Source organism: Pseudomonas tructae (genome assembly GCF_004214895.1).
Taxonomy (GTDB): Bacteria; Pseudomonadota; Gammaproteobacteria; order Pseudomonadales; family Pseudomonadaceae; genus Aquipseudomonas; species Aquipseudomonas tructae.
This window is the reverse complement of the sequence record NZ_CP035952.1, coordinates 5,463,436-5,489,530: the sequence shown is the minus strand read 5'-3', so window position 1 is coordinate 5,489,530 and position 26,095 is coordinate 5,463,436. Positions and strand designations below refer to the sequence as shown.

Genomic DNA, 26,095 nt, shown 5'->3' with positions numbered 1-26,095 from the left:
GGCGCGAGGAGACTGCATGCGAAGTAGGGAGATTATCGCGTTACTTGAGGCGGATGGATGGCAAGAGGTCGGGGTGAGAGGTAGTCACCACCACTTCAAGCATCCAACCAGACCCGGCAGGGTGACAGTCCCGCATCCCAAGAGCGATTTACCGAAAGGGACGCTGAACAACATATTGAAAACCGCTGGCCTCAAGTGAGGCTGGCAGCTATCAAACAGCCACCCTTGAGGGGCTGGGGAACACTTCTCCTTCAGGAGCGCTCATGAAATTTCCAGTCGTCATTCATAAAGACCCCGATTCAGACTATGGCGTGATTGTGCCGGATGTTGCGGGCTGCTTCTCTTCAGGTACAACCGTCGAAGAAGCGCTGGACAATGTCCAGGAGGCTTTGGCCCTGCACTTCGAGTCACTGGTCGCCGACGAGGAGCCACTGCCTCAGGGCCAGGCTATTGATGTCCATATCGATAATCCCGACTATGCGGGCGGTGTGTGGGCAGTCGTTGATTTTGATGTGACGCCGTACTTGGGCAAGTCAGTGCGGTTCAATGCGTCTCTGCCGGAGTTCCTGCTGCAGCGCATCGATAGCTATGTAAAGAATCATCCCGAACAGAAAAGCCGATCGGGTTTTCTGGCATCAGCTGCGCTTCGAGTCTTACAGGAGGCGTGAGGAGGATGTGACGGAAAAAGCAGGGGCCTCTGAATCGCTGAGCGCCTGTGTGGACGCTTTGTGGACACTGGAGCGAAATGGTCAGCCTTTCAGCTTTCCCAAAAACGACAAAAGCCGCGCAGTGCGCGGCTTTGAAGGTGGTGGGCCCAGCAGGACTCGAACCTGCGACCAAGGGATTATGAGTCCCCTGCTCTAACCAACTGAGCTATAGGCCCCAGTGGACGCGGATTATAACGAGGGTTTCCAGGCTGTGCTATCCGAAAGATCTGAAAGTGCTATGCGAAGGAACGTCTCGGCAAATTCGCTGGCCGGCAGCGGCAGGCTGACGATGTAGCCCTGGATCTGCTCGCAGCCCTCCGCCGCGAGAAATCTCTGCTGGGCCTGGCTTTCGACGCCTTCGGCAATGATGGTCAGCTGCATGCTGCGCCCCAGGGCGATGATGGCGCGGGCGATGGCAGCGTCGTGAGGGTCATCGGGCAGGCCGCGGATGAACGACTGGTCGATCTTGAGGATGTCCAGCGGCAGGCGCTTGAGGTAGCTCAGTGAGGAATAGCCAGTGCCAAAGTCGTCGATCGCCAGTTGCACCCCCAGGTGCTTGAGTTGATGGAGGATGGCCAGGGCTTCTTCGGCCTGGCTCATGATGAAGTTCTCGGTGATCTCCAGTTGTAGGTCGCCAGCCTTGAGCTGGTGGGTTCTGAGCAGCTGTTCGATGCGTTTGACCAGGCTTGGCTGGCGCAGCTGGGCGCCGGCCAGGTTGACCGATAACGGGCCGAACGCCATGTAGTTGTGTTTCCAGTCCTGCATTTGCCGGCAGGCTTGTTCGAGCACCCAGTCGCCCAGTTGCAGGATCATGCCGTTCTCTTCGGCCAGCGGGATGAAGTGCTCCGGTGGCACGTCGCCAAAAGTCGGGTGGCTCCAGCGGATCAGCGCTTCGGCGCCTACCAGGCTCTGGGTCTTGAGGCTGAACTTGGGTTGGTAGCACAGGCTCAGCTCATTGCGCTCGATGGCCCGGCGCAGTTCGTGCTCCAGGGCGATGCGCTCGCTGGCCTGGGCGGTAAGGTCACGGGTGTAGGACTCGACCCGGTTACGCCCCTTGGCTTTGGAGCGGTACATGGCTGCATCGGCGTTGCGGATCAGTGAGGCGACGTCGGTGCCGTCCTGTGGGTAGAGGCTGGTGCCGATGCTGGCGCTGGTGAAGAACTCGTGCTCACCAGCCTGGAACGGTGCACCGAAGCAGGCCAGCAGCTTGTGCGCGATATGCTCGGCATCGCTGGGCTGGTGCAGGCCGGGCAGCAGGATGATGAACTCGTCGCCACCCAGGCGCGCCACGGTGTCGATGTCGCGCACCTGTTCCTTGAGGCGCTGGGCGATGCCCTTGAGCAGCAGGTCGCCGACCGGATGGCCGAGGCTGTCGTTGATGTGCTTGAAGCGATCAAGGTCGAGAAACAGCACCGCACCCTGGCGCTGTGACGCCTGGGCGCAATTGAGCGCAGCCTGCAGGCGACTTTCGAACAGCGTACGGTTGGGCAGGCCGGTGAGCGGGTCATGATGGGCCTGGTAGTCGAGCTTGGCCTGGGCATGCTTGAGGCTGGAAATGTCGGCGAACACCGCGACAAAGTGGGTAATGACCCGCTCTGTGTTGCGTACCGCGCTGATGGTGAGCCAGCAGGGGTAGATCTCGCCGTTCTTGCGGCGGTTGTGGATCTCGCCTTGCCAATGACCTTCAGCGGTCAGTTGGTGCCACATGGCCACGTAAAAGGCGCTGTCATGCTGACCAGACGCCAGCAGGCGCGGGGTCTGGCCCAGGGTTTCGAACTCGCTGTAGCCAGTGATTTCACTAAAGGCACGGTTGACCGCACTGATGCGTTGGTCGGTGTCGGTGATCAGCACGCCCTCGGCGGTGTTCTCGAACACTGTGGCAGCCAGTTGCAGCTTTTCTTGCATCAGATGGCGTTCGGTAATATCCCTGGCAATGGTCAGCATGCAGTCGACGCCAGCGATCGGCAGCGGCCTGGCAGACAGTTCGCACAAGCGGATCTGACCGTCACTGCGGCGGATATGGCAGCTGAAGTCACGTACGAAACCATCGCGCTGGAGCATCTCCAGCAGTCGGCGACGTTCGTTGAGGTCGACCCAGATACCCAGGTCCAGCGCGGTGTGGTCCAGTGACATGTGGGTGTCGAAACCGGTCAGGCGGCAGAAACCCTCGTTCACTTCGATCAGTAGCCCGTCACTCTGGCGCGACAGCAGCAGGCCATCGGGGGAGGCGTGGAAGGCTTTGGCAAACTTCTCTTCGGAGGTTTGCAACTGCTCCTGGGTCTCTTTGAGCTGGCTGATATCGCGTACTGCAACGACCAGTGCGGGGGTGCTGTCGAGCTGGAAGGTCTCGGCAGAGGTCAGGCCGGTGAACACCTGGCCATTGCTGCGCCGGAAGAGCATTTCCAGGTTGCGGATGCTGCCTGCCTGCAAACGCTTGAGCAGGTCGGGGCCTACGCCGTCGATCCCCCAGATATTAAGCTCGGTCGCGGTGCGGCCCAGCACTTGCGCCGGGCTCAGGCCGATCTGCTCTTCGAAGGCCTCGTTGACCTCCAGTAAGCAACCGTCGCTGAGGCGGGCAATGACCAGGATGTCCGGGCATTGCTGGAAAACCGAGGCGAACTTCTGTTCTGACAGACGCAGGGCTTCCTCGGCATTCTTGGTTTCGCTGATATCGATCATCAGCCCGCGCATCACCGGTTTGTGCCCGTGCTCGATCAGGCTGACGATGTCGCGTACCCAAAGGCTGCGACCATCGGCGCGAATCACCCGGTAGTCCAGGCTGTGGTCGCGCCCGGCGGCAGTCTCGCTATCGCAATAGGCCTGGGCCCAGAGTGCGTCGTCCGGGTGAATGATGCTGCGCCAGAAGCCTGGGCGCAGCCATTGGTTCAAGGGATACCCCAACAGGTCTTCGGCATGGGGCGAGACGTAGCTGTAGGTAAAATCGTTGGCGTCGGCTTCCCAGGCAATGGCTGAAAGGCTTTCGATCAGCCCACGGTAGTGATACTCGCTGCTGCGCAGTTCCTGTTCCAGGGCGATGCGCCGGGAAATTTCCGAACTCAGACGGCGATTGACACGGATCACTGCGGCCAGGATCGCCACCATCAACAGCAGGGCAGGCAGGCCGTAGATCAACAGGTCGTACCAGAGCGTGCGGTGATCGAGCACCTTGCCGACCCAGCGCTCCTGAATATTGCTGATTTCTTCTGGGGTCATGTCGGCCATGACCTTGTCGAGGATGCCAACCAGGATTTTCTGCGGGCGTGGCACAGCCATTGCCAGTTGATAGCGGTAGGGCGTTTCACCACTGACATACAGACCATCGAGCTTGAGCTGGCGCAGGCTCCAGATGCTCGAGGCCAGGTCGCCCACCACAGCGTCCACTTCATCGGTCGCCAGTGCCTGCAATGCCGAACTGACGTTGGGCAAGGCCACCAGGTTGAGGTCCGGGTGATGGGTGCGCAGCAGTTCATGGGGCGCGTAGTTTTCCACCACGGCGATTTTCAAACCGTACAGGTCCTTGATCGTGCGCGGTTGCGGGCCACCTTCATGGGCCAGGATAACGATCGGGAAATCCAGGTAGGGGCGGGTAAAGGCCAGGAAGCTCTGGCGCTCGGGGGTCGACATGATGCCGGGCAACAGGTCGAGCTTGTTCTGGTGTGCCTGTTCAAGGACGGCGGTCCAGCTGATCGGTTCGATCGGCTTGAACTGCACACCCAGGCGTTCCTGGATAAGGGCTATGTAGTCGGCGGCCAATCCCTGGTAGCGACCGTCCTGGTCCCGGTATTCAAATGGTGGCCAGGATGCATCGATGCCTAGACGCAACTGCGGATGCGCGCTGAGCCAGGCTTGTTCTTCGTCAGTCAGGGTCAGGGCGCCGGCCGTTGCACTCCAGACGAGCAGGAGAGCCAACAGAAGGGCCGGCATTCGGGGCATAACGGCCTCGTCACACAGGTGGAATGATTCGAGTGTAGACGGGCATTCAAGCGTCGGGGTAGTGGGCAAAGGCTTAAAAGCGCCGTTCGCCGGAAAGAAAAACCCCGGCCTGGGCCGGGGTTTGTCGTCACTCGTCGAGGAAGGAGCGCAGATGCTCGCTTCGCGTCGGATGGCGCAGCTTGCGCAGCGCCTTGGCTTCAATCTGACGGATCCGCTCACGGGTCACGTCGAACTGTTTGCCGACCTCTTCGAGGGTGTGATCGGTGTTCATATCGATACCGAAACGCATGCGCAGCACTTTGGCTTCGCGTGCGGTCAGACCGGAGAGCACGTCACGGGTCGCTTCCTTGAGGCTTTCGACCGTGGCCACATCGATTGGCGACTGCATGGTCGAGTCTTCGATGAAATCGCCCAGGTGCGAGTCTTCGTCGTCACCGATCGGGGTTTCCATGGAGATCGGCTCTTTGGCGATCTTCAATACCTTGCGGATCTTGTCCTCAGGCATTTCCATGCGCTCACCCAGCTCTTCCGGGGTCGGTTCGCGACCCATTTCCTGCAGCATCTGCCGGGAAATACGGTTGAGCTTGTTGATCGTCTCGATCATGTGCACCGGAATACGGATGGTGCGGGCCTGGTCGGCGATCGAACGGGTGATCGCCTGGCGAATCCACCAGGTGGCATAGGTCGAGAACTTGTAACCACGACGGTACTCGAACTTGTCCACCGCCTTCATCAAGCCGATGTTGCCTTCCTGGATCAGGTCGAGGAACTGCAGGCCGCGGTTGGTGTATTTCTTGGCGATCGAGATAACCAGACGCAGGTTGGCCTCGACCATTTCTTTCTTGGCACGACGAGCCTTGGCTTCACCGATCGACATGCGACGGTTGATGTCCTTGATCTCGGCGATGGTCAGGCCGGTTTCGCTTTCGAGGTCGATCAGCTTCTGCTGGCATGCCACGATAGCGTCGCTTTTCTCACCCAGGGCGGCAGCCCATTTGGTGCTGCGCTTGGCCAGGTCGCTGGCCCAGGTCTGGTCGATTTCGTTGCTCGGGAACAGGCGCAGGAAGTCGGCGCGCGGCATGCGGGCGTCACGGACGCACAGTTGCATGATGGCGCGTTCTTGCTGACGCAGGCGATCCAGGGCGCCACGAACGCGCTCAACCAGCGCTTCGAACTGCTTGGGTACCAGCTTGATCGGCATGAACAGCTCAGCCAGATCGAGCATCGCCTTGAGGCTGTCCTTGTGGCTGCGGCCGTTCTTTTTCAGAACCTTGAGGGTCGCGTTCAGTTGATCCTGAACGGCGCCGAAACGCTGACGAGCGACTTCAGGATCGGGACCGCTTTCGGTCTCTTCCTCTTCGTCGTCGCCTTCCTTCTCTTCCTCGTCGTCGTCAGCCTCAGCCTTGGCCGGTGCTTTCGGGTCGACGGGCGGCGGCACTTCGGCAGGCGGCGCAATGCCGTCGTCCGGGTCGATATAACCGCTGAGGACGTCGGACAGGCGGCCACCTTCGCTGGTGACGCGGTCGTATTCGGAGAGGATGTGCTCGACAGTACCCGGGAAGTGGGCGATAGCACCCATGACTTCACGAATACCTTCTTCGATCCGCTTGGCGATTTCGATCTCGCCTTCGCGGGTCAGAAGCTCGACGGTACCCATTTCACGCATGTACATGCGTACCGGGTCAGTCGTGCGACCAATATCGGTTTCCACAGCCGCCAACGCCGCGGCAGCTTCTTCAGCTGCGGCTTCGTCGGTGTCGGCTTCGGCCAACAAAAGGGCATCCGCATCCGGAGCACTCTCGAATACGTTGATCCCCATGTCGTTGATCATGCGGATGATGTCTTCCACCTGCTCCGGATCTGAAATATCCTCTGGCAGGTGGTCGTTGACCTCCGCGTAAGTCAGGTAGCCCTGCTCACGACCGCGGGTGATCAACTCTTTGATGCGAGACTGCTGTTGCGCTTTTCCGGACATAACACCCTATCCACTGAAGGTCTTGGCGGGCAAAAAACAAGCCGAGGATTATACCCGAGCTAGGACCTCACGCGCCAGTTGAGGTCGGGGTTTGTGCGGGAACATTACGGCTTAACAGGTCACGCAGCTGATTTTTTTCCTCTGCGCTCAAGTCACTTTGACGTGCTTTCCTGAGCAAATGTTCCAGGCTGCGCTCGCGTTGGCGAGCGGACAAGCTAGTTATGGTGTCGAAAAACTGCTGTTCAAGGTTATCGGCATCGATCAGCCATTCCTTTTCTGCCAATGCCCTGAGCAGGCGGCCCTGTTCGGTGCCATGCCAGCGGGCGATCAGCTGTAATGAGCGTAGCTCAGGATTTTTCTGCAACGCCTCGAGCAGGGCCACCAGCAGTTGCGCATAGACGTGTTCTTCGGCGGCCAGGTGGCTGGCGTCCTCGACCTTTTTCGCCAGTTGCGGGTGATGCAGCAGGGTGCGCAGGGCGCTCAAGGTCGGTGGCTCTACCGAAGCCGGCACCCGTGGCGGCGCATCCTGACGCTGGCCATTGCGCTCCCAGGGTTTACCCTTCTTGTCCCAGGGCTTGCCGTCCCATTTTTTCTTGCCGCCCTTGTTCGGTGCCCATTGTTGCTGCGGTGGTGTGTACTCGGGCTGGTGAAAATCGCCGTAATCCGGCGTGTAGTCGGGGATGGCGTCGTAATCGATACCAGGGTCGTAGCTGGGTGGCGCTTGGGTCGGCGCGCTGTGCGCGAGTTGTTCGACCTGCTGGTTGTCCAGCCCGGTGATTTCCTTGAGGCGATTGCGCATCAGTGCGCGCAGGTTGGCTCCGGGCACTTTTTCGATCAGCGGTGCGGCAAGGGTGGCCATATGCGCCTTGCCCTCAAGCGAGCGCGGGTCGGCTTCCTCGGTCAGTTGCTGGAAGAAGTAGTCGGCCAGCGGCTGCGCGTGCTGGTTGATGCGGGCGCGGAATGCGTCGGTGCCCTCGGCGCGTACCAGGGTGTCCGGGTCTTCGCCTTCGGGCAAAAACAGAAAGCGTGCCTTGCGCCCATCCTGCAGGCTTGAAAGCGTTGCCTCCAGGGCGCGCCAGGCAGCGTTGCGGCCGGCCTGGTCGCCGTCGAAGCAGAACAGCACGCTGGGCACAACGCGAAACAGGCGCTTGAGGTGTTCTTCGCTGGTCGCTGTGCCCAGGGTTGCCACCGCGTTGCGCAGGCCTTGCTGCGCGAGGGCGATGACGTCCATGTAGCCTTCGACCACGATGATTTCGTCGAGGTTGCGGTTGAACTTGCGCGCTTCGTACAGCCCGTACAGCTCCTGGCCCTTGTGGAACACCGGGGTTTCCGGGGAGTTCAGGTACTTGGGCTTGTCATCGCCCAGGACCCGGCCACCGAAGGCGATGACCCGGCCGCGACTGTCGCGGATCGGAAACATCACCCGGTCGCGGAAGCGATCGTAGCGCTTGCCGGACTCGGCGTTCTCGATCAGCAGTCCGGCGTCGATCATGGCCTTTTGCTGCAGGGTGTCGCTGCTCAGGTGCTTGAACAGGTTGTCCCAGCCAGGCGGGGCGAAACCCAGGCCGAAATCACGGGCAATCTCACCGGACAGGCCGCGGCCCTTGAGGTAGTCGACGGCCGATTTGCGTGTCGGGTGGCTGCGCAATGCCTGGCGATAGAACTCGGCGGCCGCTTCAAGCAGCGGGTACAGCGGCGAGTCGACGGGTTGTCGGGGTTTGTGGGCGCGGCCGCTTTCTTCGCGGGGCACCTCCATGCCGGCAGCCTTGGCCAGTTCCTCGACGGCCTGGGGAAAGTCCAGGTTGTCGTGGTCCATGATGAAGCCAAGGGCGTTGCCGCCAGCGCCACAGCCAAAGCAGTAGTAGAACTGCTTGTCGGGGCTGACGCTGAAAGACGGGGTTTTTTCCTTGTGGAACGGGCAGCAGGCGGTGTGGTTCTTGCCGGCTTTTTTCAGCTGCACGCGCGAACTCACCACATCGACGATGTCGGTACGGTTTAGCAGGTCGTCGATAAAACTCTGGGGAATCAGCCCGGCCATGGCATTCTCATCATCAGGCGATAAGCAAGTGTAATCGCTAATGCGGCGGGAACGGCTGCGCATTCGAGCGATGTCGAATGGCGTAACACAAAATTCGGAAAGACGTGCTCGTCTGCAGCCGGTGAAGGCTCGTCAGGAAGGACGTGCACAGCTGGCGTTGCGGCCAGTTCTGACGATTCAGGCAGGTTGCCCATGCTGCTAGGCAGCAGGACGCCTCGGGCCCGAAGGCCAAAGGTTCAAACAACGACTGCCGGCAGCCCGGCTTTAGGCCGGGCGAGGCAGAAGCTTGCGACGAACGTCTGTATTAGTACAGACGAACGGCGCGGCGCTGTTCGCGCTGAACTTTCTTGGCGTGACGTTTAACAGCGGCTGCTGCTTTGCGCTTACGCTCAGAAGTCGGCTTCTCGTAAAATTCGCGGCTACGAACTTCAGCCAGAACACCGGCTTTTTCGCAGGAGCGCTTGAAACGACGCAGAGCTACGTCGAAGGGTTCATTCTCTTTAACTTTGACGGCTGGCATCCAGAGCTACCTTCATTCATTACCGGGGTCAACGAACTCGTGGCAAAAATGTGCGCTGGAGAACGTCGGTTTTTAAGGGTTGCGGATGTTAACCCTTAGCTGACCGGAATGCAAAGCCTCTGATCGAAAACCGCTGGTCGGCGTCGGGAGTGGGGACTATCATGCGCGCCTTCGAATTCAGCCTCAACAAGGCACGGACCCATGCTAGTACTGGGATTGGAAACATCCTGCGACGAAACCGGCGTCGCATTATACGACAGCGAGCGCGGCCTTTTGGCCGATGCATTGTTCAGTCAGATCGACCTGCACCGCGTCTATGGTGGAGTGGTACCTGAGCTGGCCTCGCGAGATCATGTCAAGCGCATGCTGCCCTTGATCCGTCAGGTGCTGGCTGAAGCCGACTGCGTCGCCACCGAGATCGATGCCATCGCCTACACCGCAGGTCCCGGCCTGGTTGGCGCCTTGCTGGTGGGCGCTTCCTGCGCCCAGGCCCTGGCCTTTGCCTGGGGCATTCCGGCCCTTGGTGTGCATCACATGGAAGGTCACCTGCTGGCGCCGATGCTCGAAGAGCAGCCGCCGGAATTTCCGTTCGTCGCCTTGCTGGTGTCGGGTGGGCATACCCAACTGGTACGGGTCGATGGCATCGGCCAGTACGAACTGCTTGGCGAGAGCCTCGATGACGCTGCCGGCGAAGCGTTCGACAAGACCGCCAAGCTGATGGGGCTGCCCTACCCGGGAGGCCCGGAGATCGCCCGTCTGGCGACCCAGGGCGTGCCTGGGCGCTTCGTGTTCCCGCGACCGATGACCGACCGTCCGGGGCTGGATTTCAGTTTCAGCGGCTTGAAAACCTTCGCCCTCAACACCTGGCAGCAGTGCCAGAGTGCCGGAGACGACGGCGAGCAAACCCGTTGCGACGTGTCGCTGGCCTTCCAGCAGGCAGTGGTGGACACTTTGACCATCAAGTGCAAGCGCGCCCTCAAGCAGACCGGGCTCAAACGCCTGGTGATCGCGGGGGGCGTCAGCGCCAACAAGGCCTTGCGTGCCTCGCTGGAAGACATGCTGGCTGGCCTCAAAGGCAATGTGTATTACGCCCGGCCGCAATTTTGCACCGACAACGGCGCAATGATTGCCTACGCGGGATGCCAGCGTCTGGTTGCCGGCCAGCAGGAAAGCCTGGCGATCAGCGTGCAGGCGCGCTGGCCAATGGAGCAGCTGACGCCGCTGTGAGGTTGAGCGGCGCTCATGGGCAGGATTCAGAAATGCCGTTCGCGTCCGGCGAAAAGGTCGCGTAGATTGCCGCGGTGACGCCAGACGATGAGCACGGTCAGTACGCTGATCGGCAACAGTGCTTCGGGCTCGCGCCAGGCCAGCAGCGGCAGGGTCAGGGGCGTTGCGATCAGCGCCGCCAGCGAGCTGGTACGGGTCAGGTAGAAGGTCAGCAGCCAGGCACCGATGGCCAGCAGGGCGGCTGGCGGGTAAAGCCCCAGCAGCATACCGGCGGCGGTGGCGACACCCTTGCCGCCGCGAAAGCGGAAGTACACCGGGAACAGATGGCCAATCACTGCGCACAAGCCGATCCAGGCCTGTTGCTGCAGGTCGAGGCCAGCAAGATTGGCGATCAGCACGGGCAACAGGCCCTTGCACAGGTCGCCAAGCAGGGTCAGGACCGCCAGTTTGCGGCCGGCCAGGCGCAGCATGTTGGTTGCACCGGCATTGCCTGAACCGCTCATGCGCGGGTCAGGGCTGCCATTGAGGCGGCTGAGGACGATGGCAAAGGACAGAGAGCCGAGCAGGTAGGCGCACAGCGCCAGTAACCAAAACATGCTAACCATTCCGGGCGAGGACGCCCTGATTCTAACGGCGCAAGTCGCCCTTGTCGTGCTGTGGAGAGAAGTGCTTGGACAGAGTGTTCATCGAGGGGCTGGAAGTCGATACCGTGATCGGCGCCTATGACTGGGAGCGCGGAATTCGCCAGTGCCTGCGTCTGGACCTGAGTTTTGCCTGGGACAACCGTCCGGCAGCGGCCGGTGACGACCTGACCCTGGCCCTGGACTATGCCAGTGTTTCGGCGCGTATCCAGGCATTTGCCGAGCAATCCGAGTTCCAGTTGGTGGAAACCTTCGCCGAGCGGTTGGCGGCGGTGCTGATGAGTGAGTTCCAGATTCCCTGGTTGCGCCTGAAACTGACCAAGCCGGGTGCAGTGCCTGCTGCCAGTGGGGTGGGTGTGGAGATCGAGCGCGGATGTCTCTGAACAGGGTTTACCTTGGCCTTGGCAGCAATGTCGAGCGTGAGCGGCATTTGACGGCGGGGCTGGATGCGCTGGCTGTTTTTTTGCAGGACCTGCAGTGTTCGGCAGTATTCGAAAGCCAGGCAGTGGGAATCAAAAGCGGCCCGTTCTTCAATCTGGTGGTGACCGGGTTGACCGATATGCCGTTGATGGAACTGGACCGTCGGCTCAAGTTCATCGAGGCCGACAATGGCCGCTATGCACCAGAGCGCAAGGGCCTGCCACTGGATATCGATGTGCTGATGTACAACGATCTGCATGGCAGCTTTGACGGGCTGGTATTGCCACGGGCGGAGATTCTCAAGAACGCATTTGTGCTGTGGCCGCTGGCGTTGATTGCGCCGCAGCTGATGCACCCGGGTGCCGCTAAAACCATGGGCCAGTTGTGGGCCGAGGCGCAGATCGAGCAGGTGCTGGCGCCTGTGCCGTTCGAGTGGCGTGGGCGGCAGTTGACCGGTATCTAGTTTCAATCGCGGGGGCAAGTCGGATCGCCGCATCGCCCCGCGATGGCCTCAACGCCCCGCGCTGTCCTTGTAAGCCTTCAATGCCTTCAGCCGCTCGCCCTTGAGCGCCTCGCCCAGCGCCTGCCCGGTCAAGCCCCTCTGCACCAGAGGCTGGACTTGCACTGCCCGCGCCGCCGCCGCTGCGCCGCGCAGATACGCCGCCTGTGGATAATCACGCAGCTCTAGCCCTTTGCGGCCGCGGGCATCCATCTCGCAAGCAGCGATAAACTCCTCGAAACGCTGCGGCCGACGGTACACGTCGAAGCTTTGCAGCAGTTCGAGCAGTGTCGAGGCCCTCAGTTCCAGTGCCCGATGGCAGTGGGTGTGGTACTCGCCCACCAGCAGAGCCAGCTCCTGGCAGTCACGGGGCACCTTGAAGCGCTGGTTCACTGCCTTGATCAGCTTCAGCCCACGTTGCTCGTGAGCGATATGCCGTGGCCATTCCTCTTCAGGAGTCAGGCCTTTGCCCAGGTCATGCAGCAAGCACGCCCAGCGCACGCTCAGGGAGTGTTGGTGCAGGGCCGCTTGTTCGAGCACCGAGAGGGTGTGGATGCCGCTGTCGATTTCCGGGTGATGGGCTCGCGGCTGCGGTACGCCAAACAGCGCATCGAGCTCCGGCATCAACTGCTTGAGGGCATCGCAATCGCGCAAGACCTGGATGAAAACCTGTGGTTGATCTTCCATCAGGGCCCGGGCAATTTCTTTCCAGCTGCGCTCGGCGGTCAGGGCCTGCAGCTCGCCCGATTCGCTGAGTTGGTGCATCAGTTCGAGGGTTTCCGGGGCCACGCTAAAGCCCAGGCTGGCGTACCGTGCGGCAAAGCGGGCAACACGGAGTACACGCAGAGGATCTTCGGCGAACGCCGGGGATACATGACGCAAGATGCGGTCATGTAGGTCTCTCTGGCCGTTGTACGGATCGTAAACCTGCCCCTGTTCATCTTCAGCCAGGGCGTTTATGGTCAAGTCGCGGCGGATCAGGTCTTCTTCCAGGGTCACTTCTGGGCTGGCGTGAAACGTGAAGCCGCCATAGCCCCGTCCGCTTTTGCGCTCCGTACGTGCCAGAGCGTACTCCTCGCCACTTTGGGGGTGCAGGAATACCGGGAAATCCGCACCAACCGGTCGATAACCCTGGGCTTGCATTTGTTCGGCCGTGGCACCGACGACAACCCAGTCGATATCGCTGACCGGCCTGCCGAGCAGACGGTCGCGTACGGCGCCGCCGACTTTGTAGATCTGCATGTGAAACCTCCGTTGATGCCACAGGATAACCTGTCTGACAGCAACGGAGGGCGTGCTAGAGGTGCACTACAGCCAGATCGAGGCGGCCGTAGTCCGCTTCGCCATGCTCGCCTCTGGGCGGCACGTGGTGGATTTTCATCACCTGATCGCCCTGCAGGGTCTCCAGGTGAATATCGAAGCCCCACAGGCGATGCAGGTGCTTGAGGACCTCCTCGGTGGAGTCGCCCAGGGGTTTGCGGTCGTGTTGCTGGTGGCGCAGGGTCAGGGAGCGGTCGCCACGGCGGTCGATGCTCCAGATCTGCACGTTGGGTTCGCGATTGCCCAGGTTGTACTGGGCGGCCAGGGTTTCACGGATGATCCGGTAGCCACTTTCGTCGTGGATCGCCGGCACCAGCAGGTCTTCGCGCTGATCGTCATCGAGGATGCTGAACAGCTTGAGGTCGCGGATTACCGTGGGCGACAAGTATTGAAGAATGAAGCTTTCGTCCTTGAAGCTGCTCATGGCGAACTTGATGGTCGACAGCCAATCGCTGCCGGCGATTTCGGGGAACCAGCGGCGGTCTTCTTCGGTGGGGTGTTCGCACATGCGGCGAATGTCGCGGTACATGGCAAAGCCGAGGGCATACGGGTTGATGCCGCTGTAGTAGGGGCTGTCGAAACCGGGCTGGAACACCACACTGGTGTGCGACTGCAGGAACTCCATCATGAAGCCTTCGGTGACCAGGCCTTCGTCGTACAGGTCGTTCATCAAGGTGTAGTGCCAGAAGGTTGCCCAGCCTTCGTTCATGACCTGGGTCTGGCGTTGCGGGTAGAAGTACTGGGCGATCTTGCGCACGATGCGCACTATTTCGCGCTGCCAGGGTTCGAGCAATGGTGCGTGCTTTTCAATGAAGTAGAGGATGTTTTCCTGGGGTTCGGCCGGGAAGCGTGCGTTGTCGCGATCGCTGTTCTTGTCGGCCCCCTTGGGGATGGTGCGCCACAGGTCGTTGATCTGCTTTTGCAGGTGTTCTTCGCGCTCCTTCTGCCGGCGCCGCTCCTCTTCGGCGGAGATCGGGTAGGGCCGTTTGTAGCGGTCAACGCCGTAGTTCATCAGGGCGTGGCAGGAGTCGAGCAGGTCTTCCACGGCATCGATGCCATGGCGCTCCTCGCACTGAGTGATGTACTGCTTGGCGAACACCAGGTAGTCGATGATCGAACTGGCATCGGTCCAGGTGCGGAACAGGTAATTGCCCTTGAAGAAGCTGTTGTGCCCGTAGCAGGCATGGGCGACTACCAGCGCCTGCATGCAGATGGTGTTTTCTTCCATCAGGTAGGCAATGCAGGGGTCGGAGTTGATCACGATCTCATAGGCCAGGCCCATTTGGCCACGGCTATAGGACTTTTCAGTGCTGAGGAAGTGTTTGCCGTAGGACCAGTGGTGATAACCCAGGGGCATGCCGACCGATGCGTAGGCATCCATCATCTGCTCGGCGGTGATCACTTCGATCTGGTTGGGGTAGGTGTCCAGGGCATAGCGCTCGGCCAGGCGGCTGATTTCCCGGTCATAGGCCTGGATCAGTTCGAATGTCCATTCGGACCCGGTGGAGATGGGGTGGCGCTTCTGCTCTCTAGCGGTCATGTCACTAACCTGCGCTGGAAGAGTTCACGGAAGACCGGATAGATATCGCCGGCCGACACCAGCTGCTGCTGGGCGAACGTATCGGCAAAGGCTTCGCCGATACGTTCATACTCGTACCACAATGCCTGATGTTCGCGAGGGGTGATCTCGACGTAAGTGTAGTACTGGACGAACGGCATGATCTGATTGGTGAGGATTTCGCGGCAGATCGGCGAGTCATCGTTCCAGTTGTCACCGTCCGAGGCCTGGGCCGCATAGATGTTCCAATCATTGGCCGGGTAGCGTTCGGCCATGATTTCCTGCATCAGCTTCAGAGCGCTGGAGACGATGGTGCCGCCGGTTTCCCGGGAATAGAAAAACTCCTCTTCGTCCACCTCGCGGGCGCTGGTGTGATGGCGGATGAACACCACTTCGATCTTGTCGTAGTTCCGCTTGAGGAACAGGTACAGGAGGATGAAGAAGCGCTTGGCGATGTCTTTGGTGGCTTGGGTCATGGAGCCGGAAACGTCCATCAGGCAGAACATCACCGCCTTGGAACTGGGGTTGGGTTGCTTGACCAGCAGGTTGTACTTGAGGTCGAACGTATCGAGGAAGGGTACGCGATGGATGCGCGCACTCAATCGTTCGATTTCCCCTTCAATTTCCTGAATATCGCCGAAGTTATCTGGTTCTTCCCGCTTCAGTCGCGCCAGTTCTTCCTGGGCCACGCGCAATTTCGCCCTGCTGCTGCCGGACAGGGCGATGCGTCGGGCATGGGCTGAGCGCAGGGTGCGGATGATGTTGATGCGCGACGGATTGCCTTCGTTGCTGATGCCGGCGCGCACGGTCTTGAAGGTGTCGGTACCGGTCAGGTGACGCTTGACCAGGTTGGGCAGTTCGAGGTCTTCGAACATGAACTCGAGGAATTCTTCCTGGGTGATCTGGAAGACGAACTCATCCATGCCTTCGCCGGAATTGCCGGCTTTGCCGCGGCCGCCTCCGCCACCGCCGCCTTGTGGGCGGGCGATATGTTCGCCGGCGGTGAATTCCTTGTTGCCCGGGTGTACCACGGTCTGTTTGCCGCCGCGGCCATGGTGCAGCACCGGTTCGTCGATGTCGCGGCCGGGGATGCTGATCTGTTCGCCATGCTCCATGTCGGTGATGGAGCGGCGGCTCACGGCCTCCTCGACGGCTTTCTTGATGTGGTCACGGTAACGCCGCAAAAAGCGCTGGCGGTTGACCGTGCTCTTGTTCTTGCCGTTCAGGCGTCGGTCGATTACGTAGCTCATGGTCCCTCCGGTGACTGGATGCAGCTACAAGCCTCAAGCTGCAAGAAAGAGCAGCCACCGCCGCTGCAAGCTGGTACGCCGGCCTCAGGGGGCGGCGCTGGGCAGCTTGCAGCTCGCGGCTTGTCACTTGCCGCTTACTGCGATTTCCTGACCCGCAGGTACCATTCCGAGAGCAGCCGAACTTGCTTGTCCGTGTAGCCGCGTTCCACCATTCGGGTGACGAAGTCGTTGTGTTTCTGTTGATCCTCTTTGCTGGCCTTGGCGTTGAAGCTGATGACCGGCAGCAGGTCTTCGGTGTTGGAGAACATTTTCTTCTCGATCACCACCCGCAGTTTTTCATAGCTGAGCCAGGTCGGGTTCTTGCCGTTGTTGTTGGCCCGGGCGCGCAACACGAAGTTGACGATCTCGTTGCGGAAATCCTTCGGATTGCTGATGCCGGCCGGCTTCTCGATCTTCTCCAACTCTTCGTTGAGGGCGATGCGATTGAGGATCTCGCCGGTTTCCGGGTCGCGGTATTCCTGATCCTGGATCCAGAAGTCGGCGTACAGCACGTAGCGGTCGAAGATGTTCTGCCCGTATTCGCTGTAGGACTCCAGGTAAGCGGTCTGGATTTCCTTGCCGATGAACTCGATGTAGCGCGGTGCCAGGTACTCTTTCAGGAAGCGCAGATAGCGTTCGCGTACTTCGGCCGGGAACTGTTCCTGTTCGATCTGCTGTTCCAGTACGTAAAGCAGGTGCACCGGGTTGGCGGCGATTTCATGTGGATCGAAGTTGAATACCTTCGACAGAATCTTGAAAGCGAAACGGGTCGACAGGCCATTCATCCCTTCATCGACCCCAGCGGAGTCGCGGTACTCCTGGATCGACTTGGCTTTGGGATCGGTGTCCTTGAGGTTCTCCCCGTCATAGACACGCATTTTTGAGTAGATGTTCGAGTTTTCCGGCTCTTTCAAGCGCGACAGCACGGTGAACTGTGCCAGCATTTTCAAGGTGTCGGGTGCGCAGTGCGCCTTGGCCAGCGAACTGTTGAACAACAGTTTGTCGTAGATCTTGATCTCGTCACTGACCCGCAGGCAGTACGGTACTTTGACGATATAGATCCGGTCGATGAAGGCTTCGTTGTTCTTGTTGTTGCGGAAGGTGTGCCATTCCGATTCGTTGGAGTGGGCGAGCAGAATCCCGGAGTAGGGGATCGCACCGAGTCCTTCGGTACTGTTGTAGTTGCCTTCCTGCGTTGCTGTCAGCAACGGGTGCAGCACCTTGATCGGTGCCTTGAACATTTCGACGAATTCCATCAGGCCCTGGTTGGCCCGGCACAGTGCGCCCGAGTAGCTGTAGGCATCGGCGTCGTTCTGCGGGTATTCCTCGAGCTTGCGGATATCGACCTTGCCCACCAGGGCAGAAATATCCTGGTTGTTCTCATCACCCGGTTCGGTTTTGGCCACGGCGATCTGGTTGAGAATCGACGGGTAGAGTTTGACCACCTTGAACTGGCTGATGTCGCCACCGAACTCGGCAAGCCGTTTGGTCGCCCAAGGTGACATGATGGTGTTCAGGTAACGCCGTGGTATGCCGAAATCTTCTTCGAGAATGGCGCCATCTTCAGTGGCATTGAACAGCCCCAGCGGCGATTCGAATACGGGTGAATCCTTGATGGCGTAGAAGGGTACCTTCTCCATCAACTGCTTGAGTTTCTCAGCCAGGGAGGATTTACCGCCCCCGACCGGGCCAAGCAGGTAAAGGATCTGTTTCTTCTCTTCCAGGCCCTGGGCCGCATGGCGGAAGTAGGAAACGATCTGGTCAATGCATTCTTCCATGCCATGGAAGTCTTCAAAGGCTGGATAGCGGCGGATCACCTTGTTGGAGAAGATACGCGACAACCTGGAATTGTTCGAGGTGTCGACCAGCTCAGGCTCGCCGATAGCCATCAACAGGCGTTCGGCCGCCGAGGCATAAGCGCTGCGATCGCTTTTGCAGAGCTCAAGGTACTCTTGCAGCGAAAGTTCTTCCTGACGGGTGGACTCGAAACGTTGTTGGAAGTGGCTAAAGATACTCATGACGTCACCTCGCTCGATACGTGGAGCCGACGCCGGATCAGTCAGTTGATGCTGGCATGCAATCGGCACTGCCGACTGCTGTATACCCCCCAGAACACCTAGAACTCGCTACCGATGACCCGCACGCCGGTGTACCGGCTCTCCCCTTTTTGGATGGCCTGGGCTTAAGGATAGTTGGTAATCAGGGAGGTCAAGGGCGGTTGTACATGAAGTTCGCCGTGACCGTTCGTCTGGTCAGGCGCGAGCCCGCTCAGGACGCGGGCTGCGGGAGATGAAAAAAATTATTCGGCAGTGCCCTGGGCGGTTTCTGCAGGATACGTGTTGCGCCACAGTTCGAAGCCGCCGTCGAGGCTGTAGACGTCGGAAAAGCCCTGGCTGATCAGGTAGGCGGCAGCATTCTGGCTGGAATTGCCGTGATAGCAGACCACTACGGTGGGTGCATCGAGATCGGCAGCACGAATGAAGTCCGCTACCGAGTGGTTGTCCAGGTGCTTCGAGCCGGTGATATGACCGAGGGCAAAGGTTGGCTGGTCGCGAATATCGACCACGACCGCACCTTGCTCGCGCAGCGTTTGGGCCTGCTCGGGAGGGATGCGTTTGAATTCGCTCATAGGTACGGTTTCCTTCAGGACTGGTCGTTTATTCTAGCCGGTTGCGCTGGCGCAGGTTGCGTTCGCGGGCTGCCTTCGTCGGTGCATTCGCAGCGATGAAATGCGCCGGTATCGACGTTGTACAGGGTCATGGCGCCGCCCCACACGCAGCCGGTGTCCAGGGCAATGACTCCGGGCTCCTTGCAGCGGCCTTCAAGGGCTGCCCAGTGACCGAAGATGATCTTCACATGCCGTGAGCGGCGGCCTTTGTGTGCGAACCACGGCTTGTAGCCGGGGGGGGCGGTGTCGGCGCCTTCCTTGCCCTTGAGGTCGAGCTTGCCTTCGCTGGTGCAAAAGCGCATGCGGGTGAAGTAGTTGGTGATCACCCGCAGGCGGGTCACGCCGCTCAGGTCCTTGCTCCACTTGTTCGGCTCGTTGCCGTACATGCCGTCGAGGTAGGGCTTGAAGCGGTTGTCGTCGCGCAGCACTTCCTCGACTTCACCTGCCAACTCCAGGGCCTTGCCCAGGGTCCACTGCGGCGGGATGCCGGCATGCACCAGAACTACTCCGCGTTGTTCGTCATAATGCAACAGCTTTTGCCGGCGCAACCAGTCGAGCAAGTCGTCGGCATCCGGGGCATCAATAATCTCACGCAGGGTGTCACTTTTTTTCAGGCGTTCGATGTTGTGCCAGGCGGCGAGCAGATGTAGGTCATGGTTGCCCAGCACGCACACTAGCGATTCGCGGATCGAGTAGAGAAAGCGCAGGGTCTGCAGTGACTCAGGGCCGCGGTTGACCAGGTCTCCGACCAGCCACAAGCGATCGACTGCCGGGTTGAAGGCAACCCGCTCAAGCAGGCATTTGAGTGGCTGAAGGCAGCCTTGCAGGTCTCCGACTGCGTAAACCGCCATCAGTGCAGGGCTCCGGGGACGGCGAGGCGGAACGGCGCGATGACTGCGTCGAAGCGCTTACCGTCTTCGGCAAACATCTGATAGCTCCCCTGCATGGCGCCAACTTTGGTGCTGATCACCGCGCCACTGCTGTAGGTATGGCTTTGCCCGGGATCGATCAGCGGTTGCTGACCGATCACGCCGGCGCCCTTGACCTCTTCGACATGGCCATCACCGTTGGTGATCAGCCAGTGCCGTGACATCAGTTTGGCGGGCACAGAACCGTTGTTCTTCACCGTGATGGTATAGGCGAAGGCGAAACGATCGTTTTCGGGGTCGGATTGTTCTTTGAGATAGCGGGTCACGACGCTGACGTCGATCTGGTAGCGGGGATCAGACATGCAAGGGGCCTTGGCAACAGACGCGGATACGGCGATGGCGTCAGTCTAGGCTATCGGCGGGGTGGCAGGCCAGTCATGCGGGCATGACTGGCCTTGGGCAGGCTTACGCTGCGCCCTGTTGCTCGGCCAGCTTGTCGGCCAGGCGCACGAACGCGGCGAGGTCCAGTTGCTCCGGGCGCAGGCTGCCATCGACGCCGGCGGCTTCGATGGCTTCGCTGCTGAGCAGGGCCTTGAGGGTGTTGCGCAGGGTCTTGCGACGCTGGTTGAAGGCTTCGCGCACTATGCGTTCCAGCAGGCGATGGTCCTTGGCCGGGAACGGCAGGGTCTGGTGCGGGACCAGGCGTACGATTGCCGAGTCGACCTTGGGCGGCGGGTTGAATGCGCCTGGGCCAACGTTGAACAGGTGTTCCACCCGGCAATGGTACTGCACCATGATCGACAGACGGCCCCAGTCGCCACCACCCGGGCCTGCGGCCAGACGCTCGACCACTTCCTTCTGCAGCATGAAGTGCATGTCGCGGATCAGCTCGGCGTTGGCCAGCAGGTGGAAGATCAGCGGGGTGGAGATGTTGTACGGCAGGTTGCCGACCACGCGCAGGCTGTTGGGGGCTGCGCCGAGGGTGTTGAAGTCGAACTTCAGTGCATCGCCCTGATGCAGGCGGAAGTTGTCGCGGCCAGCGAACTGCTGATTGAGGATCGGTACCAGGTCCTTGTCCAGTTCGACCACGTCCAGTTGCGCACCGCTGGCCAGCAGGCCGGACGTCAGGGCGCCCTGGCCCGGGCCGATCTCCAGCATGCGCTCGCCGGCTTTGGCGTGGATCGAGCGCAGGATACGGTCGATGACCCCGGCGTCGTGCAGGAAGTTCTGGCCAAAGCGCTTGCGCGCCTTGTGTTGGTATTGCTCGGTCATTTTCGGGTCTCGGCCATCTGGTAGGCGGTTTCCAGGGCGACTTGCAGGCTGCCGGTGTCGATCTTGCCGCTGCCGGCCAGGTCCAGGGCGGTGCCATGGTCGACCGACGTACGGATGATCGGCAGGCCCAGGGTCACGTTGACCGCAGCGCCGAAACCTTTGTACTTGAGCACGGGCAGGCCCTGGTCGTGGTACATCGCCAGCACTGCATCGCAGTGCTCCAGATATTTGGGGGTAAACAGGGTGTCGGCGGGCAGCGGGCCACGAAGGTCCATGCCTTCGCGGCGCAGGCGCGCCAATGTCGGTTCGATGGTGTCTATTTCTTCAAAGCCCAGATGGCCACCTTCGCCGGCATGCGGGTTGAGGCCGCAGACCAGGATGCGCGGGTTGGCAATGCCGAACTTGTGTTGCAGGTCGCTATGCAGGATCCGTGTGACCCGTTCCAGGCGCTCGCTGGTGATGGCGTCGGCAACCTCGCGCAGGGGCAGGTGAGTGGTCACCAGGGCCACGCGCAGGCCGCGGGTCGCGAGCATCATCACCACTTGCTCGGTGCTGGTCAGGTCAGCGAGGAATTCGGTATGGCCAGAGAAGGCGATGCCGCTTTCGTTGATTACGCCCTTGTGCACTGGGGCGGTAATCATTCCGGCGAAGTGCCCGTCCAGGCAGCCTTGCCCTGCACGGGTCAGGGTGTGCAGCACGAATGCGGCGTTAGCCTTGTCCAGCTGGCCAGCGACTACCGGTTTCTGCAATGGCGTATCCCAGACGTACAAGCTACCTGCTGGCGCAGGCTGGTCGGGGAGTGCGTCGAGAGTTACCGGTAGCAGCGTGACTGCCACAGCCAGCTGCGTGGCCCGCTCGGCGAGCAGGTCACGGCTGGTAATGGCAATCAGGGGGTGCGGCTGGGCTTGCGCGGCGAGCAGCAGGCACAGGTCGGGACCTATGCCGGCTGGTTCGCCGGGTGTGAGGGCGAAGCGCTGAGGTTTCACTGCGCGGCCTGATCGACGCCAGGAAGCTTGATTTCGACATAGGCTTCGTCACGGATCTGACGCAACCAGGTCTGCAGTTCTTCGTCGTACTTGCGGTTACGCAGCACGTTCATCGCTTGTTGCTCGCGGGCTTGCTCGGTGCTGTCGGTGGCGCGGCGGCCCATTACTTCGAGGACGTGCCAGCCGTACTGAGTCTGGAACGGCTTGGTCACCACACCCTGTTGGGCGTTGGCCATCTGCTCGCGGAACTCGGGCACCAGGGCGCTCGGATCGACCCAGTTCAGGTCGCCGCCATTGAGGGCCGAACCCGGATCCTCGGAGAAGCTCTTCGCCAATTCGGCGAAGTCTTCGCCATTCTGGATGCGGTCGTAGAGCCGTTGTGCCAGCTCTTTGGTCGCCGCTTCGCTGCGGATTTCGCTTGGCTTGATCAGGATGTGGCGCACATGCACTTCGTCGCGCATCATCGCTTCGCTACCACCGCGCTTTTCCTGCATCTTGATGATGATGAAGCCGGTAGGAATACGCAGCGGCTGAGTAATCTCGCCGACGCTCAGGCTACTGAGCATCCTGGCGAAGTCAGGTGGCAACTGACCGGCTTTGCGCCAGCCCATTTCGCCGCCTTCCAGGGCATTTTCGCTGGCGGAGTTTTCGATTGCCATCCGAGCGAAGTCAGCGCCGCTCCTCAGTTTCGAGTACACCTCGCCGGCCTTGTTGGCCGCCGCCTGGATCTGCGCCGCGTTGGCGCTCTCCGGCGTCGGGATCAGGATATTGGCCAGTCGCCATTCTTCCGACAATTGCATCTGGCCCTGCTCCGAGGCAAGGAAGTTCTTCACTTCCTGCTCCGAGACCTGGATACGTTCAGCAACCCGGCGCTGACGCACGCGGCTGATGATCATCTCGCGACGCACCTGCTCGCGGGCATCGTCATACGACAGGCCGTCACGTGCCAGGGCCGCGCGGAACTGCTCCAGGCTCATGCCATTGCGCTGGGCAATGGTGCCGATGGCCTGGTTCAGCTCCTCGTCGGTGATGCGAATGCCTGAGCGGTCGCCGATCTGCAGTTGCAGGTTCTCGACGATCAGGCGCTCGAGCACCTGTTGCTCCAGCGCGCCGGCGGGCGGCGCGCCGCCGCCACGCTTGGCGATGGTCTGCTGGACCTCATGCACGCGGCTGTCCAGCTGGCTTTTCATCACCACGTCGTTATCGACGATGGCCACAACGCTGTCCAGGGGTTGCGGAGCGGCATGCGCCGCGCCGCTCAGCAATACTGCGCCCAGCAACAGCGGGCGCAGACAATCAGTAAGCTTGGTCTTCACGAGTACGATAACCTTGAATGCCTTGGTCGAGGAACGACTCGACCTTGTTGCCCACTACGCCGCCGAGGCCTTTCAGCACAATCTGCAGGAAGACGCCGTGGTCGCCTTTTTCGTTTTGCGGAACTGCCTGGTTGAAATCGTCGTAATCGATCCAGTAACGGTTGATCAGGCGCAGTTTCCAGCAGCAGTTGTCATACTCGAAACCGCCGAAGGCTTCCAGGGTACGGTTGCGGTTGTAGTCATGCTGCCAGCGCGCAATTGCCGTCCATTGAGGAACGATCGGCCACATGACCGAGAAGTCATGCTGCTGGATCTTGTAGTAGTCCTTGACGTAGTTCGGATCGCCTGGCGTTCCGTAGTCACCGCCACCTACCTGCCAGCGACCGGTGGTGCTGTTGTAGGTGACCATGTCATTACGGTAGCGGTAGCCGAGGTTGACCACTTTGTTGACATTGTCTTCAGGCTGGTAATGGAACATAGCGCTGCCCGAACGGGTGCTGCGGCTATCCGGATCCCAGTTGAAATCGGAGTTGAAGCGCCAGTCGCGGTTGAAGCGGTACTCGTACTCAAGCGCGTACGGAGATACGTCGGACTGAGCATCCTTGCGGTCTTCGAACGAGATACCCGGCAATTGAACCTTGCGGTCCTTGAAGTACAGTGCCTGGCCAACGCTGAGGCGTTGACGCTCAAAGCCGTTTTCTTCGATCCAGCGGTTAGTCACGCCCAGCGACAGCTTGTTCTCGTCGCCGATACGGTCAACCCCGGAGAACCGGTTGTCGCGAAACAGTGAAGAATAGCTGAACGTGTTTTCGCCGCTGTCGAAAATCGGGATGTCCTTCTGATCTTCATAAGGGACATACAGGTAGTACAGTCGCGGCTCCAGGGTCTGGCGATAGTTTTTGCCGAACCATTGCGTGTTACGGTCGAAGTAGAGGCCGCTGTCGACGCTGAAGATGGGGACGTTGCGAGTCTGGGTGCTGCTGAATTCACCCTGCAGGTCTCGTGTTGCCTGGCTTGCGTTTGCCAGATCGCTCTTGCCTTTACCATCGAGGTCAAGGTCGTAGTGAGTGGTCATGTACTTGATTGAAGGCGTCAAGTAGCCATAAGTCGCAGTGAGCGGCAGGCTGATCTTCGGTGCCGCATTCAGGCGGGTACCGTTGGCGCGGGCAAGGCCAAAAACGTTTTCGTCAAGTCGTCTGCCACCGATTACGCTACCAAATGCGTCAGTCACGACCCCAGCAGAGGTATCAGGATTGCCATCTTTGTCAAAAACCAGATCGTTTTTCAGATCTCGGTCAAATCGGACTGCTTCAGTTTCATAACTAAAGTCAAAGCCACCCGGATGATACGGCAGCATTCCGTTGAAGCTGATCTGCGGCAGCCTGTCGTAAGGGGTGATCTGGGAGATAGTCGCCAGCTCAAAGGCCTGCACATTCAAACGCGCGGTATAGCTGTCGCCACGCCAGGTCAATGCACCTTGCTGGTTGATGAAGTCCTTGCTTTCAACACCAATCTGATCCGACTCCAGGTCCTGGAAGTAGAACGGATCGCTGATGTCGGTGTAATCGACTTCGGTCATCAGGCGCTCATCAAGGCCACCCTTGTGTTGCCAGTTGATCATCCAGCGCTGGTCTTTGTAGTCCGTCTGCAGCTTGCGATCATCGTCCTTGTCATTCAGGTAAGCACCACCAAACTGCCCTTCGCTGGACTTGGTCAGGTAGCGGAACTCGCCTTCCATCAACATGCCGCGCTTGGCCATGTAGCGTGGGTACAAGGTGGCGTCGTAGTTCGGCGCCAGGTTGAAGTAGTACGGCGTGACCAGCATGAAGCCGGTATCACTGCTGGTGCTGAATGACGGCGGCAGGAAGCCGGACTGGCGACGGTCATCGATCGGGAAGTAGATATACGGTGTGTAGAACACCGGCACATCCTTGACCCGCAGGGTGACGTTGGTCGCGGTACCGAACCCGGTGGCCGGGTTCAGGGTAATGTTGTTGCCCTTGAGCTGCCAGGCGTTGCTGTTCGGCTCACAGGTGGTGTAGGTACCATCCTTGAGGCGAATGATGGCGTTCTCGGCACGCTTGGCATACAGGGCGCTGCCGCGGATGCGCGATTTGTGCATCACGTATTCGGCGTTGTCGACCTTGGCTTCACCAGTGTCGAGCTGGATGTCGGCGTGGTCGCCCACGACCAGCGAGCCGTTGTCGCGAATCTTCACGTTGCCGCTCAGTTCGCCACGGTTCTCGGCCTGGTACAGGTTGGCCTCGTCGGCTTCCACCTGCATGCTGCCCTGGCGCATGACTACGTCACCGGCGAGGGTGGCGATCTGCTGTTCCTGCTGGTAGCGCGAGACCTTGGCACCGATATAGGTCGGCGATTCGTCTTTGGGCGTGGTATCAGTCATGCCCGGACGGGTCGGCTCGATGTAGGCACCGGCGCAATATGGCCCGGTTTCAGCGAGCTGGGCCGGGGTGAGCTGATCACGTGGCACCCAGTCCAGGTGACTGGCATCGGGGCTGCGCGATTTCAACACGCGACCTTCGGCTTCGGTGACCAGCGCAGGACCTTGAGCCTGTTCCTGGGCGACCTCGGCGGAGCCGGCTGGCGTTTCGGCGGACGAACTGACGGCAGCACCGACGTGCACCGGGCGCGGCGGCAATGCGGCGGCAGGGGTTTTGGGCTTGCAGTCCCAGCCTCCGGCAGCAGACACTTGGCAGTCGAACTGCTCAGCGGCAACCACGTATGGGGTGGCCAGAGGTTGCATCGCCAGCAAACCGCCGGTGACCAGCAACGGGAATTTTTTACGAAACGCGGGGGATTTCAATGCCATCTTATTAGTCCGGGCTTCCTGCGTGCC

General features: G+C 60.3%; 21 protein-coding genes and 1 tRNA gene. 5 read left to right on the top strand and 17 right to left on the bottom strand.

Translation table 11 applies throughout. The features are described 5' to 3' along the window. Positions 1-16: 16 nt before the first annotated feature. Entirely contained in the window at positions 17-199 is a 183-nt protein-coding gene (locus EXN22_RS25265; RefSeq protein WP_130266580.1) for a type II toxin-antitoxin system HicA family toxin, read from the top strand. Between the two features lie 64 nt (positions 200-263). Then, complete coding sequence (locus EXN22_RS25260) at positions 264-668, top strand: type II toxin-antitoxin system HicB family antitoxin (RefSeq protein ID WP_130266579.1); 405 nt, start codon at positions 264-266, stop codon at positions 666-668. Between the two features lie 138 nt (positions 669-806). Here the strand turns inward: EXN22_RS25260 and EXN22_RS25255 are convergent. The 5 genes from EXN22_RS25255 to rpsU form a co-directional block, all read right to left on the bottom strand. Continuing rightward, positions 807-883, bottom strand: a tRNA-Ile gene (locus tag EXN22_RS25255). Positions 884-896: 13 nt separating this feature from the next. Then, complete coding sequence (locus EXN22_RS25250) at positions 897-4,640, bottom strand: EAL domain-containing protein (protein WP_130266578.1); 3,744 nt, start codon at positions 4,638-4,640, stop codon at positions 897-899. 127 nt (positions 4,641-4,767) lie between these two features. Further along, positions 4,768-6,615 carry an RNA polymerase sigma factor RpoD gene (rpoD, locus tag EXN22_RS25245; protein WP_130266577.1) on the bottom strand — a complete coding sequence of 616 codons (1,848 nt, stop codon included), beginning with the start codon at positions 6,613-6,615 and terminating at the stop codon, positions 4,768-4,770. 67 nt (positions 6,616-6,682) lie between these two features. Further along, on the bottom strand, positions 6,683-8,653 hold the full coding sequence (dnaG, locus tag EXN22_RS25240) for a DNA primase (protein ID WP_130266576.1): 1,971 nt from the start codon (positions 8,651-8,653) through the stop codon (positions 6,683-6,685). Positions 8,654-8,957: 304 nt separating this feature from the next. Continuing rightward, entirely contained in the window at positions 8,958-9,173 is a 216-nt protein-coding gene (gene rpsU / locus EXN22_RS25235) for a 30S ribosomal protein S21 (protein ID WP_002551877.1), read from the bottom strand. A gap of 201 nt (positions 9,174-9,374) precedes the next feature. On the opposite strand from rpsU, the gene tsaD reads away from it, so the two are divergent. Further along, the gene (gene tsaD, locus EXN22_RS25230; RefSeq protein WP_130266575.1) at positions 9,375-10,400 is read left to right on the top strand and encodes a tRNA (adenosine(37)-N6)-threonylcarbamoyltransferase complex transferase subunit TsaD; all 1,026 of its coding nucleotides are present in this window, start codon (positions 9,375-9,377) and stop codon (positions 10,398-10,400) included. Between the two features lie 26 nt (positions 10,401-10,426). Here the strand turns inward: tsaD and plsY are convergent, their stop codons facing one another. Continuing rightward, entirely contained in the window at positions 10,427-10,996 is a 570-nt protein-coding gene (gene plsY, locus EXN22_RS25225; protein WP_130266574.1) for a glycerol-3-phosphate 1-O-acyltransferase PlsY, read from the bottom strand. Positions 10,997-11,070: 74 nt separating this feature from the next. Between plsY and folB the strand changes: the two genes are divergently transcribed. Further along, the gene (gene folB / locus EXN22_RS25220) at positions 11,071-11,424 is read left to right on the top strand and encodes a dihydroneopterin aldolase (RefSeq protein ID WP_130266573.1); all 354 of its coding nucleotides are present in this window, start codon (positions 11,071-11,073) and stop codon (positions 11,422-11,424) included. Further along, positions 11,415-11,924 (top strand): 2-amino-4-hydroxy-6-hydroxymethyldihydropteridine diphosphokinase, encoded by a 510-nt coding sequence (folK, locus tag EXN22_RS25215; RefSeq protein WP_130266572.1) that lies wholly within the window; start codon positions 11,415-11,417, stop codon positions 11,922-11,924. The genes folB and folK overlap by 10 nt, the downstream gene beginning before the upstream one ends. A gap of 48 nt (positions 11,925-11,972) precedes the next feature. Here the strand turns inward: folK and EXN22_RS25210 are convergent, their stop codons facing one another. The 11 genes from EXN22_RS25210 to EXN22_RS25160 form a co-directional block, all read right to left on the bottom strand. Continuing rightward, positions 11,973-13,202, bottom strand: coding sequence for a multifunctional CCA addition/repair protein (locus EXN22_RS25210; RefSeq protein WP_130266571.1), 1,230 nt, complete (start codon positions 13,200-13,202; stop codon positions 11,973-11,975). Positions 13,203-13,257: 55 nt separating this feature from the next. Next, positions 13,258-14,820: a SpoVR family protein gene (locus EXN22_RS25205; RefSeq protein ID WP_130266570.1), complete on the bottom strand. Its 1,563-nt coding sequence runs from the start codon at positions 14,818-14,820 to the stop codon at positions 13,258-13,260. Then, positions 14,817-16,088 carry a YeaH/YhbH family protein gene (locus EXN22_RS25200; RefSeq protein ID WP_130266569.1) on the bottom strand — a complete coding sequence of 424 codons (1,272 nt, stop codon included), beginning with the start codon at positions 16,086-16,088 and terminating at the stop codon, positions 14,817-14,819. Before EXN22_RS25200 ends, EXN22_RS25205 begins: the two co-directional genes overlap by 4 nt. A gap of 134 nt (positions 16,089-16,222) precedes the next feature. Next, entirely contained in the window at positions 16,223-18,145 is a 1,923-nt protein-coding gene (locus tag EXN22_RS25195) for a PrkA family serine protein kinase (RefSeq protein ID WP_130266568.1), read from the bottom strand. Between the two features lie 281 nt (positions 18,146-18,426). Continuing rightward, on the bottom strand, positions 18,427-18,756 hold the full coding sequence (gene glpE / locus EXN22_RS25190; RefSeq protein WP_130266567.1) for a thiosulfate sulfurtransferase GlpE: 330 nt from the start codon (positions 18,754-18,756) through the stop codon (positions 18,427-18,429). A gap of 14 nt (positions 18,757-18,770) precedes the next feature. Then, positions 18,771-19,646, bottom strand: a complete 876-nt coding sequence (locus EXN22_RS25185) for a symmetrical bis(5'-nucleosyl)-tetraphosphatase (RefSeq protein ID WP_130266566.1) — start codon at positions 19,644-19,646, stop codon at positions 18,771-18,773. Further along, a complete protein-coding gene (gene apaG / locus EXN22_RS25180) occupies positions 19,646-20,026 on the bottom strand; it encodes a Co2+/Mg2+ efflux protein ApaG (protein ID WP_130266565.1) in 381 nt (126 codons plus the stop codon). Before apaG ends, EXN22_RS25185 begins: the two co-directional genes overlap by 1 nt. 103 nt (positions 20,027-20,129) lie before the next feature. Then, the gene (gene rsmA, locus EXN22_RS25175; RefSeq protein ID WP_130266564.1) at positions 20,130-20,936 is read right to left on the bottom strand and encodes a 16S rRNA (adenine(1518)-N(6)/adenine(1519)-N(6))-dimethyltransferase RsmA; all 807 of its coding nucleotides are present in this window, start codon (positions 20,934-20,936) and stop codon (positions 20,130-20,132) included. Continuing rightward, a complete protein-coding gene (gene pdxA, locus EXN22_RS25170) occupies positions 20,933-21,922 on the bottom strand; it encodes a 4-hydroxythreonine-4-phosphate dehydrogenase PdxA (protein WP_130266563.1) in 990 nt (329 codons plus the stop codon). Before pdxA ends, rsmA begins: the two co-directional genes overlap by 4 nt. Then, entirely contained in the window at positions 21,919-23,238 is a 1,320-nt protein-coding gene (locus EXN22_RS25165) for a peptidylprolyl isomerase (protein WP_130266562.1), read from the bottom strand. Before EXN22_RS25165 ends, pdxA begins: the two co-directional genes overlap by 4 nt. Continuing rightward, complete coding sequence (locus EXN22_RS25160) at positions 23,219-26,068, bottom strand: LPS-assembly protein LptD (protein WP_130266561.1); 2,850 nt, start codon at positions 26,066-26,068, stop codon at positions 23,219-23,221. Before EXN22_RS25160 ends, EXN22_RS25165 begins: the two co-directional genes overlap by 20 nt. Between the last annotated feature and the right edge of the window lie 27 nt (positions 26,069-26,095).